Origin of the sequence: Maribacter sp. UBA3344, from assembly GCF_002362375.1 — a bacterium.
Lineage (GTDB): Bacteria > Bacteroidota > Bacteroidia > Flavobacteriales > Flavobacteriaceae > Maribacter > Maribacter dokdonensis.
In genome coordinates this window covers 861-18,302 of record NZ_DERI01000030.1, presented here as the reverse complement: position 1 = coordinate 18,302, position 17,442 = coordinate 861, and the positions used below count along the sequence as shown (strand labels likewise).

Genomic DNA, 17,442 nt, shown 5'->3' with positions numbered 1-17,442 from the left:
AATCAAAGTGAATTCAAAAATTGGTTTAGATCGGTTTCTTTATCTAGCCCAAGTTTCTTTTTTAGGCGGTATTTAGATTTTAATATACTATCTGGTAGTACGTTCAAGGTGGCTGCAATTTCTTTGGTGGTCAGGTTCATTCTGAGAAAAGCTGCTAATCGAATTTCTTTTTCTGAAACGTCAGAAGACAAAGTCTTTAGTTTCTGGTCAAAGTCGTTGTGCACTTCAGAAAAATAAGTTTTGAATACCTCCCAATCTTTGTCAGAAGCATTCTCTTTCTTTAATAGCATGACAATACGCCTAAATTCTGTTTTAAATTTATCTGGCGAATTTTTTATATTCTCCAAATTCTCTTTTAACTCTTGAATAAACGTGTTCTTTTGAACTAGATGCAAGGTCTGGCTCGTGAGTTCTTTTTGTTTATATTCAATTTCCTTCTTATAAATTTCTTCTTGTTTTTCCCTTTCGGCCTTATTCTTCTTCATGCGTTGCCGAAACCCAAAGAAAAGTAATCCTGATAGAGCCAGTCCAGATATGGCTCCACCGGCATAGAGGCCTTTGGTTAGTTTATCCACTTTGGCTTTTTCATTAAGTGTTTTTATCTCCTCTAGTTGAAGTACTATTTCTGCTTCTTTTTTTTCTGTCTCGTAGGATATTTGAAGCCGCTCAATTTGTTTCGACTTTTCCGAGGTGAAAAGGCTGTCACTAAGTATTTGAAATTGCCTTTGATCATCCAGCGCTTCTTTAAATAACCCTCCTATTTCGTAAGCTTTTGAGCGATATCGTAAAGCCATCTTTAACTGATCCATGGATCTAATCGAATCAGCAAGGTGTATTGTTCGGTTCAAGTAGGTAATAGATTTATTAAAATCACCTTTCATCGCATATGCATTCCCTATTTCCCCCATTGCACTGATAATGTTGAAGTATGAGTTGCTGGTTTTATTCATTTCGACACACTTCAGTAAATTTTTAATTGCCAAATCATAGTTACCTTGTTTTGCAAGGACCATACCTATATTGGCAAGGGCATTGGCAGTATTATCATCAAACCCAAATTTCTCGCTAATCGCTTTACTTCGTTGATAATATTCTAGAGCTTTTTCATGTTCTTCCATTTCTACATAAGAATTGCCAATATCCACCATTGTATAAGCTTTATAGAGATTGTCGGCAGTATCCTCATACACCCCTAAGGCCAGATTAAAGTTTTCGATAGACTTGGTGTAATTTCCTTGATAATAATTAACCTTTCCTAATTGTCGATATAGGTCCGCTTTTCGGAAAGGTTCTCTATCGATTGTATCCAGAACCTTTAATGCCTTAATCGTACCTATTATTGCTTTTTCGTAATCCCCTTTATTTATATAGGTATTTGCTATATCCCCTATGGATATACCATACTGTAGATAACTCTTGCTTTGTAAGTACATATTTGAAACTGAATCCTTAAGCTTTATGGAATAATCATAATTACCTATGGCATCCTCAATTTGTGCTAGGTTGGAAAGGGAATTGGTCAGGAGTAATTTATCTGTTAGTTTTTCAGCGAAATCTATGGCTTTTCTATAATAGATTCGAGCTGAATCATTGACATTGGTCATATAAAAATAGTTGCCCATGCAATAGTTTCCAATGGCAATTCCCTTTGAATAACCTGTATTGTTTGACAGCTCCAAAATCATATGAGCATTTTTTTTTGCGACTGACTGATTATTGTATAATTGCATATTAAATAATTCTTTAAGTGTTGCAACTTTTTCTTTGTGCCCCAATTGCTTTTCATAAACCTGACTAAGACTGTCTATTCTCTCTTGACCTTGGAGTTGGGCTAGAATTGAAATTGGCGCTGCAAGAATTATTAAAAAAATGATTTTCATTTTCATAATTACAATGGTTTGGTTTTCACTAAGATAAATCATAATTCTCTTCATAAAACATGTGCATCTTTGCTAGAAAAATCCTTTGTCCATAAAAAGGTTATACTTTCTTGGAGATCATAGCTATAAATAAAATATGTAAACCGTTGAATATAAAGGGTTTTTGAATTTTTTATGATTTTAGGTTTTTTATGCTGTCCATGGTGTAGTTCATCGAAATCCAAGTTACTTGTCCATACTTTGTCCATGGACAAAATTAGGGATGGGATCATTTCTACTCTAAGTTTGGAATGTTGAATCCTGAAAAACAAGAAGTTATGAAAACAAATCATTTAAATTTTAAAACCATAAGCGTACTATTGTTAAGTACAATATTATTGACCTTTGTAGGATGTAATAAAGATGAAGTACTTCCTGATGACCCAAGCTTACCACAGTTTTCCAATAATGATGCCGATGACTTTAATTCTGCAGTGGCCAATCTAAGTGGATTCAACCAACCTGAGGAGTCGAGTATCGTTGAGACCGCCTCGACCAATCCCGAACGTGAAGGAACAACGGAATTTGAATGCTTTACCCAAACATTCAAGGGAGCACCCGGTTTTAGTGAATTGTTCACGTTGGATCCAACTACCGATGTCATATATCCAGGATCTATGTTAAAAGGGGAAACCATACCTACTGGGGAATATGCGAGGATCAACAAGGATCGTGCGCCAATTACCATGTCAATTTCGCTAAACAATGTCAAAGGAAAGACTAGTGTAACTGTTAATAACCCAAATTTGCTGAGTGAGGTTAGAGCTGGTGTTAATGAATTGCTCAACCTTGAAGTTAAAGGTGCTACTCCTGCACAGTTAGAATTTGATAAGTCTCAAGTCTATTCTGAACAGCAATTATCTATAGCCCTTGGAGCAAATTATCGCGATAAAACCAAAGACATTTCGGGTAGTTTTGATTTCAATACCACAACGGTTAAGAAAAAGTACGTGCTAAAATTTATTCAAAAATATTTTACTATTGATTTGGACTCCCCAGGTCAAGTTCCAAGCGATCTTTTTACTGATCTTCCTAGTATTGAAAGTTTGGGATCCACAAGCCCTGTCTATGTTTCAGCTGTTACATACGGTCGTATGGTATTGTATACCGTGGAGTCTGATTATAGTATAACGGAAGTAGAAACAGCCTTTAATGCGGCAATAGAAGCGGGTGAAAAAGGAGGAGATTTTAACCTTGATGTTGATTCAAAGAATGTTCTTGAAGAGTCTAACATTAAGGCATTGATAATTGGAGGCAATGGTGCTAGTGCGGCCCAAACTATTGGCGGAAATCTTGAAAAAATTTATGATTATATTGCAGCTGGCGGCAACTATTCACCAGAAGAATCTCCCGGTTCCCCTTTATCCTATAAATTAAATTATGTAAAAGAAGGTTTTCCTGCAGCAAATGTAGTTCTTGCAACGGAATATCAATCACGAAATTGTGATGTTGCCTATCCAGAATATCTAGCAACCATTGTTAACATTACAGGTACACAATTTACCGATACAGAGGTAAATGGTAAACTAAGGGTGAAAATGTGGGTTGGAGGGGAACGCCTTGACATTAATGAGAACGGCATAGATGATGGTAAAACTTGGAGCGTGGATACCGATAATTTTGTTGATGTACAAAACAATAAAACACATACAATTAATGAATCATACACCTTTAGGCCATACAGACCAAATATGGCAACGGATTATGTTGAATGTTCAGGAGAATTATATGATTATAATGGTATTTTTGGTAATGAAAGTTTGGGTAATGCCGGAGGAATAAACCCTGTTGTTCTGAATAGTTTAAAACTCAACGTTCCTGATACTACATATTTAAATTTTAAAAAGGGAATTACAGCACAGTTTATTATTATAAGAAAAAAATAAAACAAAAAAGCTTCCAATATGGAAGCTTTAAGTGGAGAATACCGGATTCGAACCGGTGACCTTCCCGAAAGCCTTCGGGACGCTCTATTCTTGTATTCCTGTTGAGATTAAATACTCAATATACTTTCTACTTTTCTTCCTTTTAATTAGAAGCTCAAACGAGACTGCTTCTAATCGAGTTTTAAAATCACGCTGCCATTTCAATACCCAATCATTTGCTTTTTTGGTATAAGTACTTCCGTTGCCATTATTATGGCGTAATAACCTTGTATCAATATTCTCTGTACTCCCCACATAATAACGATTTAAAGTCTTGCTATAAATGATATAAGTTGTGAAGTTCATATTTAAAAATAATTAAATAAACAAAGGCTACCAAAATGGAAGCTTTATCGTGGAGAATACCGGACCGGAACCGGTGACCTTCCCGAAAGCTTTCGGGACGCTCTATTCTTTTACAACCTAACCGATTTAAACCGATAATTAATTGCTTAATAAACAAAAAAGCTTCCAAAATGGAAGCTTTAAGTGGAGAATACCGGATTCGAACCGGTGACCTTCCCGAAAGCTTTCGGGACGCTATTCCTTTAATTACACTATTTACATAAAACCAGAAAAAAGCCCTCACTTTCGTGAAGGCTTTAAAGTTGTGGAGAATACCGGATTCGAACCGGTGACCTCTTGCCTGCCAGGCAAGCGCTCTAGCCAACTGAGCTAATCCCCCTTAAATATTGATTGCTTAAAATTGCTTGATATTCACATGGTGAAAACCCCAATTTTCAAGAGGATCAAAGGAAATACATTTTAACAACGTATCAAAGTACAATTTAATCTTTCTTTACACTGAGCACCAATACGGGTACAGGGGCAAAGAACTCTGATTTTGAAACGGTACTTTTTTCCCATAATTTCTTAAAAAAACCTCTTTTTCTTCTAAAAACACATAATAAATCGGGGTGTTTTGCTTGAAAATGTTCCAAAACCCCATGATATGTGGTTGGATTATCCGTAAAGGTTAATTGTGAACTAATGTCCATTAACGCCGTATTGATCTTTAAATCATCATCTGAATACCCAGGCGTTTTCACCATTAAAAGATTCACTTTTGCATTATGCTTGTTCTTTATTTCAATTAACGGATCAAGTATTCTCTTTCTTTTTAAAATACCTGATTTAAAGGCTACCAATATATTCTCAAATGATTTATAGGCAGTTCCTTTAGGGACGATCAGTGTAGGTATATTGGTTCTTTTGATAATGGCCCCAGAGGTATGCCCCAGGTAATATTCTTCTTGTATATCATTACTTCTAGGTGCTAAAATGATAAGATCAATACCTATACCCTTATCAATTTCCCTTAACCCATCTTTAAGCTCGCCATTAAAACTTGCAATTTTGATAGATACATCTTTGGTATCTACCGTAGCTATAACCTCCTTTAATCGTTCTTTAGAATTCTCAGTAACTTTTTGGGTAACGTTCGTAAGGGTTCCCGTTTTTCCACTGACGTTGAAAACTTCCATTACATAAATATCCGCACCAAAGTCTTCTGCAAAATTAACGGCATATTGTAAAGTTTCGTTCGCATTTGTTGAGGTCCCTATAGGAACAAGAATATTCATCATGATAAAAAGTATTGATTATAACTCTAAATTTACAATTTAATTAAATGGCTTTTATGATAGCACCTGCAAAGATATCGCAAATACCCGAAATTTTAACCATGACCAATGCCTGTAGAATTGCCATGGAAGAAAAAGGTATTTACCAATGGACAACGGAATACCCTTCTAAAAAAGCATTTGAAAAAGATATTGAGCGCAATGAACTTTATGTACTTTTAGAAGAGGATGCCATTATTGGCTGCATTGTACTATCGCAAGTAATGGACGATGAATATAAAAATGTTGCCTGGTTAACAGAAAACGGCAACAACTACTATGTTCATAGACTAGCGGTACACCCTAAATATCAAGGCAGGGGCCTTGCACAACAATTAATGGATTTTGGCGAAAACTTTGCACGTAAAAATAACGCCCTATCAGTAAGGTTAGATACCTTTAGCCAAAACAAAAGAAATCAGAAATTTTATGAGCAACGTGGTTATGTTAAATTAGAGGATATCTTTTTTCCCAAGCAAAGCGCACATCCTTTTCACTGCTACGAACTTGTACTATAGAATCTATATTTTTTGAAAACTTCCGTTAATTTTAAATCTATAAATGCCTTGGCCATACCCGCAACTATAGCAGGTATAGCAGAACCTTTATTATCTATTACGGATACCGCCATAGTGGGGAATATTCCGGTTGACGGACTAGAATCTCTTGCCGCAGCCGGTATAGTAGGTTCTTTTCTTTCTATGCTCATTTGGATTTTAGGGCAAACACGTAGTGCTATTTCCGCCATAATATCACAGTATTTGGGCGCTGGTAGAATAGAAGAGGTCAAAACCCTGCCAGCGCAGGCCATTTACCTCAATATTGCTCTTAGTATTTTAATTTTGCTCTCTACCATTTTTGTCATTCAAGAAATTTTTGAGTTGCTAAATGCCTCGGGAAAAATACTGCAGTATTGCATTAGTTATTACAGTATTCGCGTTTGGGGATTTCCCTTGACCTTATTCGTTTTTGCCGTAATGGGTATATTTCGTGGATTACAAAATACCTATTGGCCCATGGTCATTGCCATTACAGGAGCTGTTTTAAACGTAATTTTCGACTTCGTCTTTGTATACGGTATTGATGGCTTTATACCAGCAATGTATTTAGATGGTGCGGCCTATGCCAGTTTATTGGCGCAAAGTATTATGGCCATTATGGCATTTTATCTACTTTGGACAAAAACAGATATTAGTCTAAAGCTAAGGCTACCCATTCACCCAGAACTTGGTAGATTAGTGGTTATGAGCCTAAATCTTTTTGTTCGTGCCATAGCATTGAATACGGCTCTTATACTTGCTGTTAGGGAAGCAACTGCACTAGGCGATAAGTATATTGGCGCACATACCATTGCTATTAACCTTTGGTTGTTCTCAGCTTTTTTTATCGATGGTTTTGGTGCCGCCGGAAATATTATGGGCGGTAGATTGCTAGGAGAAAAAAATTATAACGCACTTTGGTTATTGGCTAAAAAAATAACGAAATACGGACTCGTAGTCAGTGTAGTGATTATGGCATTTGCCGGTATTTTTTATAAACCTTTAGGTGCCCTTTTTTCCAATGAAAGTTTGGTGCTATCCGCATTCTATGCCATATTCTATATCATTATTTTAGGACTGCCCATAAACACCATTGCCTTTGTGCTTGACGGAGTCTTTAAAGGTCTGGGCGAAATGAAATATTTACGAAACACCCTGCTCGCAGCTACTTTTTTAGGGTTTGTTCCTATGCTTTTTTTAGGTAAATACCTCAATTGGGGGCTAACGGGCATATGGCTGGCCTTTACCGTTTGGATGTTTATTAGAGGTGCCGCTTTAGTGTGGAAGTTTAGAAACAAATTCAAACCTTTATTGCAAAATCAGTAATTTTGTGTTCAATACCTTAGGGCAATCCCTAATGCAAATCGTCTCGATTATCGAGCAAAAAAAGATGCTATGGTCACCACAAGAAAAAATGGAAGTTTATATACAAGAATAGATGGTAAAGTTGCACATGTAGAATTTGGGCATCCTGCCAGTAACTCTTTTGTTTCTGAACTTTTAGAACGCCTAACCGATACCATTAATGAACTTTCAGAAAACGAGGGTATTTCTGTTATCCTTTTAAAATCTGAGGGAGAAAAGGCTTTTTGTGCCGGCGCTTCTTTCGATGAGCTGTTAGAGGTTTCCAACTTAGAAGAAGGTAAGGCATTCTTTAGTGGTTTTGCCCACGTGATAAACGCTATGCGTAAATGTAAAAAGGTCATTGTTGGCCGTGTACATGGTAAAACTGTTGGTGGCGGTGTAGGTCTTGCCGCAGCTTGTGACTATGTGTATTCTAACGTGAACTCATCAATTAAACTTTCTGAGCTTAGTATTGGTATTGCTCCGTTGGTTATTGCTCCTGCGGTTGCCCGTAAAATAGGAAATGCAGCTATGGGCGAAATGTCTTTAGCCCCTACGGAATGGAAGAGTGCTTATTGGGCTCAAGAAAAAGGACTGTTCAACAAAGTATATGACAATGCCCAAGAAATGGACAAAGAACTTGATTTCTTCATTCATAAATTGGCAAGCTATAATCCTGATGCATTGACAGAGTGGAAGAAAGTTTTATGGGAAGGCACCGACCATTGGGATACCTTATTGACAGATCGCGCATCTATTACAGGTAAATTAGCGCTATCGGAATTTACCCGCAACGCGCTGTCAAAATTTAAAAAATAAACAATAACCGAAACAGCCTGTCGTTCTGTTTCTAAATCATTATTATGGAATTCTTTCAATTTTTAAACGGTAACCTTGTATTTCCAATTCTTGCACTTTTTGTTTTGGTCATTTATTTTGTAAATAAAGTCCGTGCAAAAAGAAAATACAAAAGGTAATGCTGTATCACCACGCAACTAATCGGTATTTATTCATCTTTTAAGAAAATCCGTTTTTATGTTCGCAAAAATTACATTGATACTTCTATCCTTCTTTTTATTGACATGTAGTGATAAAAATGAACCTGATACTGAGGTAATAGATTGTTCCTCAACGGTATGTACCTTAAATTTTGTAACTATTACCGTGAGCATTGAAGATACATCTGATAATGCCGTAGTTTTAGATAGTTTTGAAGTAATAGACACTGCAACCGGTGAAAATTTGGCAAAAGATATAAGTGCCGAAGAATACCACAATGATCAAGGCATATACCCACTGATAAGTGATGCACACCGCATTCAATATCAAAATAAGACTACTACCCTAACTTTTAAGGGTTATATTAATGATGAGTTAGTGGTAAACCAAGAATTTAAAGTGGGAGCAGACTGTTGCCATGTTAGCTTAATCACAGGAAATAGAGAGATTGTATTAGATTGATTTCTTCTGTATAAATACGTTTATACTTTCCCTACCTTTGCCATATAATTATTGGTTATGAGCAAAATTCGCATTACAAAACAATTTAACTTTGAGACCGGTCATGCACTGTATGGTTATGATGGTAAATGTAGAAACGTACATGGCCATAGCTATAAATTATCCGTAACCGTAATTGGAAGCCCTATTACCGATACCAACCATGTTAAGCTGGGTATGGTGATAGATTTTGGAGATCTTAAAAAAATAGTGAAAGAAGACATTGTTGATATTTTTGATCATGCTACCGTGTTCAATAAAAATACACCACACGTAGAACTGGCCAAAGAACTGACCGATAGGGGACACAATGTTATTTTAGCGGATTACCAACCTACCAGTGAAAATATGGTGATAGATTTTGCAGCCAAAATAAAATCGAGGTTGCCAGAGAATATTTCTTTGTTTTCCCTAAAACTTCAGGAAACGGATACCTCTTTTGCCGAGTGGTACGCAAGTGATAATTAAGTTCATCTAAACTTTACACTTCAAATGCCGTTCATCATTATAAATTGCTTTATTTTGAGGGTAATTCCTTAATATATAGCAACATGACCAAACATCATATCTATTGGTGGAATCTTGAAAATTTGTTCGACATTGAAAATTCGCCTAGAAGAAGCGAATTTTTAAACAACCATTTAGGGAACGAACTTAAAGGTTGGGATGCTACCATTCTCAACCAAAAAATTGCCAATCTCACCGCTATCATTTCCAAATTCAATAATGGTGAAGGTCCGGATATTCTTGGCGTTTGTGAGGTAGAAAACGAACATGTAATTGAATTGCTGATATCTGCCATGGGCACGGCATTACAAAAAAATTACGGTTTTGTTATTTCTGAAGGGGATGATAAACGAGGTATAGATACTGCACTTATTTATGACAAGACCAAATATGGACCAGAACAGTTGACCTTTAGCCTTCGTATCATTAAAAGAAATACTACACGCGATCTATTTCAGGTACATATAAATACTGCCAACGGCAATAAGCTTATTTGTATTCTTAATCACTGGCCATCAAGATCAGGAGGTGAGCTAACAAGCGAGCCTTTTAGAATAATGGTCGCGGAAAACCTATCATATTGGATTGAACGCATTTACGAGGAACAGGGCAGCGATGCCAATATTCTATTAATGGGCGATTTCAATGACAACCCTTACAATAAAAGTATAACCAATTATTTAATGGCCATCAACAACAAGGCATTGGTTAAAAGCAATAGGGTGCGGTTAAAGTACTTCTATAACGTAATGCATCGGTTTTTAGATGCACAGATCGGTACTTTTGTATTTGGCAACACCTATAATATGCTAGACCAATTTATGATCTCTAAAAGTATTTTATCAGAAAAATCAGGTTTGCCGTTTAAATTGGGTACCGTAGAAATTATTGCATACCCTGAACTAACTTCCGGTGCTTACCAAAAACCTGTAAAATTTGGTAGACCAAACGCTTCAACCTTCAACGTAAATGGTTTTAGCGATCATCTCCCCATTAAAATTGTATTGAACGAAAAAGACCCAACTGTTTAAACCAAGTTCACAAACACCTGTATGTACTTATTTTGACCAACGTATTCCCTAGGTACGCAAAACAGTTATTATATTTACATTCTGATGACGAACATTGAACTTCCAGCAGGGAAAAAAGTATACTTTGCCAGTGACAACCACCTAGGTGCACCTACTATGAAAGAAAGTAGAGTGAGAGAACTTAAGTTTGTGCGTTGGTTAGATACCGTTAAGAAAGATGCAGGAGTCATTTTTTTGATGGGCGATCTGTTCGACTTCTGGTTTGAATACAAGACCGTAATACCAAAAGGATTTACCAGAACCTTGGGGAAGCTAGCAGAACTGTCTGATGCAGGTATACAAATACATTATTTTGTTGGCAACCACGATCTTTGGATGAATGGTTACTTTGAGGAAGAACTGAATATACCTGTTTATCATAAACCACAACAATATACCATTAACGGAACATCATTCTTTATTGGTCATGGTGATGGTCTTGGACCGGACGATAAGGGGTTTAAAAGAATGAAAAAGGTGTTTACCAACCCCGTAGCAAAATGGTTCTTTAAGTGGTTACACCCCGATCTTGGCGTTCGTTTGGCAAAACATCTATCTGTTAGCAATAAATTGATCAGCGGTGATGACGATGCTAAATTTTTAGGAAACGATAAAGAATGGCTTGTACTATATGCCAAACGAAAATTAGAAAGCCAGCATTTTGATCATTTTATTTTTGGACACAGACATCTGCCATTGGAAATTGAATTAAAGAAAGATTCAATGTACACCAACCTAGGAGATTGGATAAAATATTACACCTATGCCGAGTTTGACGGTTCAAAACTTTCGTTGAAAGAATTCAGCTGAATTCCATCAAAATCATCGATGAAATGCAACATTTAATTTGTAATCCTTTTCTTACAACAAGAATTGAGCAGTTCACAACAATAGTTTTATAAAACTTAGCTTTCAACATACCTTTACAGTGTTAGTTAGTTTAAGTGTTGTATCCCAAATCTTCACATTACCTACAAGTTTCCCCACTTGAAGATTTAAACCCTTAAGTGTTACTTAAAAGAATAGCCCCTAAGTTTAGGGGCTTTTTTTATGACCTAATACTTGCAAGTCCCACATATCAAAATTGTGCAACTACTTGCATCAACTTCCCATAAAAATTGGTAAAAAATAGAATTTGGTTTTATCTTTACGCACAAGTTTAGATAAAGTGTTTATTCCCAATACTATAACTGACCTACGAGAATGCTACCACTTTACGACGAAAGTCTTAAGTACTACTTACAATATAAAAAGCCCTTTCATTAGGGCTTTTTTTAATGACACTATAAACCATTAATTTTCATGGTTTTCTACATCTTTCTGTAGATCTAATTTTCTAAACTTGGGAGAAACAATTGCGGTAAGACCTACCGTAAGTAGCGTCATGCTACCCCCAAAAACCACCGCTGTTACCGTACCCATTAGCTTTGCCGTAACACCGCTTTCAAAAGCACCTAGCTCGTTAGATGATCCTACGAACATAGAATTTACCGATGCTACGCGGCCTCTCATATTATCGGGCGTTTTTAATTGTAAAATTGTCTGTCTAATGATCATGGACACTCCATCTACCGCACCACTTAAAAATAAAGCAATAACGGATAGCCAAAAATAGGTAGACAAACCAAATACGATCATACATACACCAAAACCAAATACTGCAAGCAACAATTTTTTACCTGCATTCTTATGCAATGGAAATCTCGTTGATCCTAACATGGTTATTGCGGCGCCCACTGCCGGTGCTGCCCTAAGTACCCCAAAACCTTCTGATCCAACATGCAGTATATCTTGTGCAAATATGGGAAGTAACGCTACGGCACCACCAAATAATACGGCAATCATGTCTAAGGTAAGGGCACCCAATACCGCTCTGGTCTTAAATACAAATGTTAAGCCTTCCTTTAAACTTTGAAAAACGGGTTCTCCAATCTTAGGATTAAGAATTGGTTTCTTTGAAATATTGAAAAGTGCCGTTAACGCCAACAAAGAAAATCCGAAAATGACGCACATAGACCAGTGCACGCCAATTACACTAATCGAAAAACCTGCCAATGCCGGACCTAGTACTGATGCCATTTGCCATGTAGTACTGCTCCAAGTAGCTGCATTAGGGTATATTTTTTTTGGAACGATCAATGCAATCAATGAAAATATAGTGGGCCCTAAAAATGCTCGTACCAACCCACCACAGAAAACCAAGGCATAAATACCATATAAAATGGTTTTGGTTTCATAGGTCTCTAAGACCGAAGGCAGACTTAACATAAACAGTCCAAAACTAATGACCGAGAAACCAAATATACATTTCATTAGTAGGTTTCGTTTTTCTTTCTGATCAACTATATGACCCGCAAAAAGCGCCATGCCCACTGCCGGTATTACCTCCATTAAACCAATGATACCTAATGACAATGGGTCTTTGGTAATGGTGTATACTTGCCATTCTATCACTATAAATTGCATAGACCAAGCAAAGACCATAGCAAAACGAACTAATAGAAAAATATTGAACTCCTTAAATCGTAAGGCAGCATAGGGATCGTTCACGCTCATATAGCTTTCGGTAAATTGACCTCAAAGATATTTATTAATAAAATGGTCAAATATGATTTAGGCAACAAATATGGTAATTAATGATACGTGGATTTTTGCATCTTATTCAATACCTAATTCACCAAAGAAAGAATCCAATTCTAACCTAAACATTGTGCCGTTGATCAGATCTCTAATCTCAATAGCTTCTTGATAGCTTACGGCAAAAGTTATTTGATGTGCAGGAGAATTTAAAAGTAATGATCTGCAAGATTCCTTTGATTTACAGTCGCCGCATAAATTACCCTTTCCATTTTCAATGGTATGTGCAATGCATTTTGAAAAATAGCGTAATTCACTAGTGGTCAATAGTAACCCAATATCCCTGAAAATCACCTGAACTTTGTTCGATTCACGGGGTTTATCACGTTTCCATTGAAAGGCAATACCAAAATCGTTCTGATAAATGGGGTTTATATCGTTCATAAGATGTAAATATTTATATAAAAATAACAATCTTATTTAGAACAATTATAAATAATAATGTTAAATGGTGATTTCTATCTGATTTCCTTCAGGATCCAAGATGACACTTTCATAATACCCATCACCGGTAGTTCTTGGTTCTCCTGCAATAGTAAACCCCTCTTTTCTAAGTTCTTCGGTCAAGGTATTTACCCTCTTTTTTGAACCAACCGATATGGCAAGATGGGCGTAACCAGTGTAGGTAAAGTTCATATTACAAGTTGGGTCAATTTCTGGTTTATGCATAATCTCTAACCGGGCACCATCATCAAAGCTTAAGAAATAAGAAGTGAAGTTTTTATTAGGATTATGGTATCTCTCCCCTGAAACAGCATTAAAATATTTTTCGTAGAATTTGCGCATCGCCTCTACATCAGATACCCAAATGGCGATATGTTCAATTCTCATTTGATGTCTTTTAGTTATTTTGAGATTCGCAATTGGAAACTCCAATAGCAAATATTGGTTGTTGACGATCAGCTTTTAACATTACGAAACGAGTACAATATCCAGAAAAATTTATTGTTTTGAAATTATAGAAGACGTCCTCTTTAAGAGGAAAAGAACTTAATTGTCCAACATTCTCCAAACTAAAATGTCCAGATTCTTTAGAATTTAGAAAATTCAAATCAGTTATAAATAAATCAATTGTTATTAGCTGCTTTTCAAAATCAATAAAAAGTCTAGTCTCATAAGTTGAATTTTGACTGTTCTCTAAAAGCTGTTCTTTTACAACTAATTGATTATTCTCAACTCCAAAGACTTTATAGGAAATAGTCATTCCGTCCTCAAGAAACTTTCTCTTATACTTTTCCAAATATTCTATTTCTTTCGCATATTGCTCATTTTTATCGATTGTATCAACAATTACATTCAAATCATCCTTTGAAACATTATCACTAAAAAAAAATGGAACTATAAATGAGGAAATTAAAAGAAATATCGACCCTATAAACCATGGGTTTCTTAGTATATTTATTTTTATACCCAATTCACTATTCAACCTTTTTCTAATAGCTTTATCTGAAACAAGTTTATTAATTAATTTTTCCTTTGATAGACTAGACCAACCAGAGATACCTATTTTCTTTGAAATTACTTGTAATTCAATTTTTGACTTATTTCTTAAGATATTTTCTAGTTCCTTCAAATGTTTATTATTTAATGTCCTTTAGCTTCAATTGCAAACTAACATTACCTTGCCATTCATTTTCGTCAATAGAAAAAACGGCGTTAAAAGGTTTTCTCCCTGTTACCAACGATAGCTTATCTCCCATATTAAAACCAATGCCATCAATTTTATGACTGTCTTGCTGAACCACGGACAATTTCAAATGTGCTTCTTCTTTACCCACTCCCTTGGCATAACCGGTATCTTGCAGATTTTCTGCCATAAAAACCGGTGACATATTCCCTGGACCAAAGGGTGCAAATTGCTTTAATATGCGCATTAGCTTAGGACTAATATCCTTTAGCTCAATAACCGCATCAATAGTAATTTCAGGAATCAGCATTTGTGGGTCAATAGTTTCTTTGACCACTTTCTCGAACTGATGCTTAAAATTATTATACTGCTCTTCTAATAAAGTTAAGCCCGCAGCGTATTTATGACCGCCAAACTGTTCTATATAGTCTGAGCATCCTTCCAAGGCATTATACACATCAAAGCCTCTAACGGATCTTGCAGAAGCGGCCAATTTATCGCCGCTCTTGGTAAAAACCAAAGTAGGTCTATAGTAGGTTTCGGTTAATCTTGATGCTACTATACCAATAACGCCCTTATGCCAAGTATCTTTATATACCACAGAGGTAAAGCCTTCTTGCTCTTCATTTTCTTGAATCTGTCCTAAGGCCTCTATCGTAATTTCTTGATCCAGCCCTCTTCTATCCGTATTGAACTTTTCAATTTCAGAAGCAAATTGAATGGCTTGGTCCATATTGGTTTCCGTTAAAAGATTTACGGCATGTTGCCCATGCTTCATTCTACCGGCAGCATTTATTCTGGGAGCTATTATGAACACTACATCTGTAATGGTCAATTCTTTTTTATTGATTTGATCAATTATAGCTTTAAACCCAATTCTGGGCTGTTGATTGATAACCTGTAAGCCATAATAAGCCAATATACGATTCTCCCCAGTTATCGGTACAATATCCGCTCCAATTGCAGTTGCCACTAAATCAAGGTAATAGATGACATCATCTATAGTTTCACCTTTACGTGAACCCAATGCCTGGATCAGTTTAAAACCAACACCACAGCCACATAACTCATCATACGGATATGAACAATCTTCTCTTTTAGGGTCTAAAACAGCTACAGCACTTGGTAATATTGTACCAGGTCTATGGTGGTCACAAATAATAAAATCTATTCCTTTTTCTTTAGCGTAGGCTACTTTATCAATTGCCTTTACCCCGCAATCCAGAGCAACGATCAAAGTGAAATCATTATCCTCGGCAAAATCGATTCCCTTAAAAGACACTCCGTACCCTTCATCATAACGATCAGGAACATAGGTTGCTACATTAGGATAATAACTTAACAGATAAGATGACATTAATGCAACGGCCGTGGTACCATCTACATCATAATCGCCATACACTAGAATGTTCTCTCCGTTGGCAATAGCTTCTTCAATTCTTTCCACGGCAATATCCATATCCTTCATAAGAAAAGGATCGTGTAAATCACTCAACTGCGGGCGAAAGAAATGCTTTGCCTCCTCAAAGGTCGAGATACCCCTTTGCAATAATAATTGCGCCACCAAACTATCAACATTAAGCGCATTGGCTAAAGTGTCAATATCTTCTTGTTTCGGTTTTGGTTTAATTGTCCAGCGCATTCTTTAAAGTTCAAATTCAAAAATCAAGTTCAAGTTCAAGTTCAAAAAACATCAATTCAATTCTGCTTTTTGTTTTTAATTATTGTTGCTATAATTCTTATTAATTGTTCTAATTCACCTAATAATTCAGTTCTTATTACTTGCTTACCATAATCAACTTTAGATAAGATTTTAAGATTGACCCTAGATTCCTTTAATTCTTTTAAAGAAATAGAAGCTTTATTTATATAATCTCTATCCGAGTTTGTCCCCTGTGCCTCTCCAAAATTAAGAGCAGAACTGCCTGTAGATCGTAATAGTTGATTACCATAATACTGACCAGTCATATCAGATGGTAAGTCTTTGCAAAAAAGTACAATGTTACCTGCAAAATCAACCAACCTATCTTCAAGGTCAAACTTTTTATCCGGCATAATGTTTTATTTGAACTTGAACTTGATTTTTGAATTTGTATTTGAGTTTTTCTACTTCTTATGAAAAACAGTCTTAATCTCCAATTCAGCAAATTGTCTAAACATCTCCATTACTCCGCAATACTTTTCAATGGATAGGTCTACCGCTCTTTGCAGTTTTTTCTCCGCTAAATCTGCACCGTGAAAATGATACTCAATCACTACCTTATCGTAGTACTTGGGGTGTTCATCCGTAAGATTTGCAATGGTTTCAATATGAAACTCATCTACCTCTAACTTCATTTTTTTAAACATGGCCGCAACGTCTAGTCCTGAACAACCGGCCAATGAAGAAAGCATAAGTGCTTTTGGTCTTAACCCACTACTGTCACCACCATCTTCTTTGGCAATATCAATTTTTAATGAATGCCCAGATGGATTGTTACTTTCAAAGGACATGTTACCCAACCATTTCGTGCTAATATGATTTGTTGTGCTCATAATTTTTTGTTTCTTGTAGATTACAAAAATACAACAATAAAGGCTGTTTTAATATCCAATGTGGTGAACTCAATGGCCAATAATCAATTAACACAACTTAAATAAATACTTAAACAAAACGTATGGCATTAGTTACACCTCTTGACCCAAATCATGATCTAGAAACCAAAGAATTGGCTGCATTTTTCAATGAAACTTTAGGATTTTGCCCTAATTC

The 17,442-nt window shown here is 36.0% G+C and carries 18 protein-coding genes and 1 tRNA gene; 8 read left to right on the top strand and 11 right to left on the bottom strand.

Going from position 1 to position 17,442, the window contains the following annotated elements:
- Positions 1–2: 2 nt before the first annotated feature.
- On the bottom strand, positions 3–1,886 hold the full coding sequence (locus B2Z27_RS18090; RefSeq protein ID WP_286814718.1) for a tetratricopeptide repeat protein: 1,884 nt from the start codon (positions 1,884–1,886) through the stop codon (positions 3–5).
- A gap of 311 nt (positions 1,887–2,197) precedes the next feature.
- Here B2Z27_RS18090 and B2Z27_RS18085 point away from each other — a divergent pair, with 311 nt between their 5' ends.
- Entirely contained in the window at positions 2,198–3,805 is a 1,608-nt protein-coding gene (locus B2Z27_RS18085; RefSeq protein ID WP_286814717.1) for a thiol-activated cytolysin family protein, read from the top strand.
- 84 nt (positions 3,806–3,889) lie between these two features.
- Here the strand turns inward: B2Z27_RS18085 and B2Z27_RS18080 are convergent, their stop codons facing one another.
- From B2Z27_RS18080 to B2Z27_RS18070, 3 genes are all read right to left on the bottom strand, one after another.
- A complete protein-coding gene (locus B2Z27_RS18080) occupies positions 3,890–4,150 on the bottom strand; it encodes a GIY-YIG nuclease family protein (RefSeq protein WP_286814716.1) in 261 nt (86 codons plus the stop codon).
- A 305-nt stretch (positions 4,151–4,455) separates the two neighbouring features.
- Positions 4,456–4,529, bottom strand: a tRNA-Ala gene (locus tag B2Z27_RS18075).
- A gap of 103 nt (positions 4,530–4,632) precedes the next feature.
- Positions 4,633–5,430 (bottom strand): universal stress protein, encoded by a 798-nt coding sequence (locus tag B2Z27_RS18070; protein ID WP_286814714.1) that lies wholly within the window; start codon positions 5,428–5,430, stop codon positions 4,633–4,635.
- A gap of 53 nt (positions 5,431–5,483) precedes the next feature.
- Here B2Z27_RS18070 and B2Z27_RS18065 point away from each other — a divergent pair, with 53 nt between their 5' ends.
- The 7 genes from B2Z27_RS18065 (at position 5,484) to B2Z27_RS18035 (ending at position 11,236) form a co-directional block, all read left to right on the top strand.
- Positions 5,484–5,984, top strand: a complete 501-nt coding sequence (locus B2Z27_RS18065) for a GNAT family N-acetyltransferase (protein WP_286814713.1) — start codon at positions 5,484–5,486, stop codon at positions 5,982–5,984.
- 12 nt (positions 5,985–5,996) lie between these two features.
- Positions 5,997–7,331, top strand: a complete 1,335-nt coding sequence (locus tag B2Z27_RS18060; protein ID WP_286814712.1) for an MATE family efflux transporter — start codon at positions 5,997–5,999, stop codon at positions 7,329–7,331.
- A gap of 69 nt (positions 7,332–7,400) precedes the next feature.
- A complete protein-coding gene (locus B2Z27_RS18055) occupies positions 7,401–8,168 on the top strand; it encodes an enoyl-CoA hydratase/isomerase family protein (RefSeq protein ID WP_058104701.1) in 768 nt (255 codons plus the stop codon).
- A gap of 216 nt (positions 8,169–8,384) precedes the next feature.
- Positions 8,385–8,810, top strand: a complete 426-nt coding sequence (locus tag B2Z27_RS18050) for a hypothetical protein (RefSeq protein WP_286814710.1) — start codon at positions 8,385–8,387, stop codon at positions 8,808–8,810.
- A gap of 57 nt (positions 8,811–8,867) precedes the next feature.
- Entirely contained in the window at positions 8,868–9,317 is a 450-nt protein-coding gene (locus tag B2Z27_RS18045; protein WP_058104699.1) for a 6-pyruvoyl trahydropterin synthase family protein, read from the top strand.
- 83 nt (positions 9,318–9,400) lie between these two features.
- Positions 9,401–10,387, top strand: coding sequence for an endonuclease/exonuclease/phosphatase family protein (locus tag B2Z27_RS18040; protein WP_286814709.1), 987 nt, complete (start codon positions 9,401–9,403; stop codon positions 10,385–10,387).
- A gap of 84 nt (positions 10,388–10,471) precedes the next feature.
- Positions 10,472–11,236: a UDP-2,3-diacylglucosamine diphosphatase gene (locus B2Z27_RS18035; RefSeq protein ID WP_058104697.1), complete on the top strand. Its 765-nt coding sequence runs from the start codon at positions 10,472–10,474 to the stop codon at positions 11,234–11,236.
- A 483-nt stretch (positions 11,237–11,719) separates the two neighbouring features.
- Here B2Z27_RS18035 and B2Z27_RS18030 read toward each other — a convergent pair whose 3' ends face one another.
- The 7 genes from B2Z27_RS18030 to B2Z27_RS18000 all read right to left on the bottom strand — a co-directional run bounded on the left by B2Z27_RS18030 (position 11,720) and on the right by B2Z27_RS18000 (position 17,225).
- Positions 11,720–12,982 carry an MFS transporter gene (locus B2Z27_RS18030; protein WP_286814707.1) on the bottom strand — a complete coding sequence of 421 codons (1,263 nt, stop codon included), beginning with the start codon at positions 12,980–12,982 and terminating at the stop codon, positions 11,720–11,722.
- 102 nt (positions 12,983–13,084) lie between these two features.
- A complete protein-coding gene (locus tag B2Z27_RS18025) occupies positions 13,085–13,447 on the bottom strand; it encodes a hypothetical protein (RefSeq protein ID WP_058104695.1) in 363 nt (120 codons plus the stop codon).
- A gap of 60 nt (positions 13,448–13,507) precedes the next feature.
- Positions 13,508–13,894, bottom strand: coding sequence for a VOC family protein (locus B2Z27_RS18020; protein WP_286814706.1), 387 nt, complete (start codon positions 13,892–13,894; stop codon positions 13,508–13,510).
- Positions 13,895–13,904: 10 nt separating this feature from the next.
- Complete coding sequence (locus B2Z27_RS18015) at positions 13,905–14,636, bottom strand: hypothetical protein (RefSeq protein ID WP_286814704.1); 732 nt, start codon at positions 14,634–14,636, stop codon at positions 13,905–13,907.
- Between the two features lie 7 nt (positions 14,637–14,643).
- A complete protein-coding gene (gene recJ / locus B2Z27_RS18010; protein ID WP_286814703.1) occupies positions 14,644–16,332 on the bottom strand; it encodes a single-stranded-DNA-specific exonuclease RecJ in 1,689 nt (562 codons plus the stop codon).
- Positions 16,333–16,388: 56 nt separating this feature from the next.
- Entirely contained in the window at positions 16,389–16,745 is a 357-nt protein-coding gene (locus B2Z27_RS18005) for a four helix bundle protein (RefSeq protein WP_286814702.1), read from the bottom strand.
- 51 nt (positions 16,746–16,796) lie between these two features.
- Positions 16,797–17,225, bottom strand: coding sequence for an OsmC family protein (locus B2Z27_RS18000; RefSeq protein WP_071340684.1), 429 nt, complete (start codon positions 17,223–17,225; stop codon positions 16,797–16,799).
- Between the last annotated feature and the right edge of the window lie 217 nt (positions 17,226–17,442).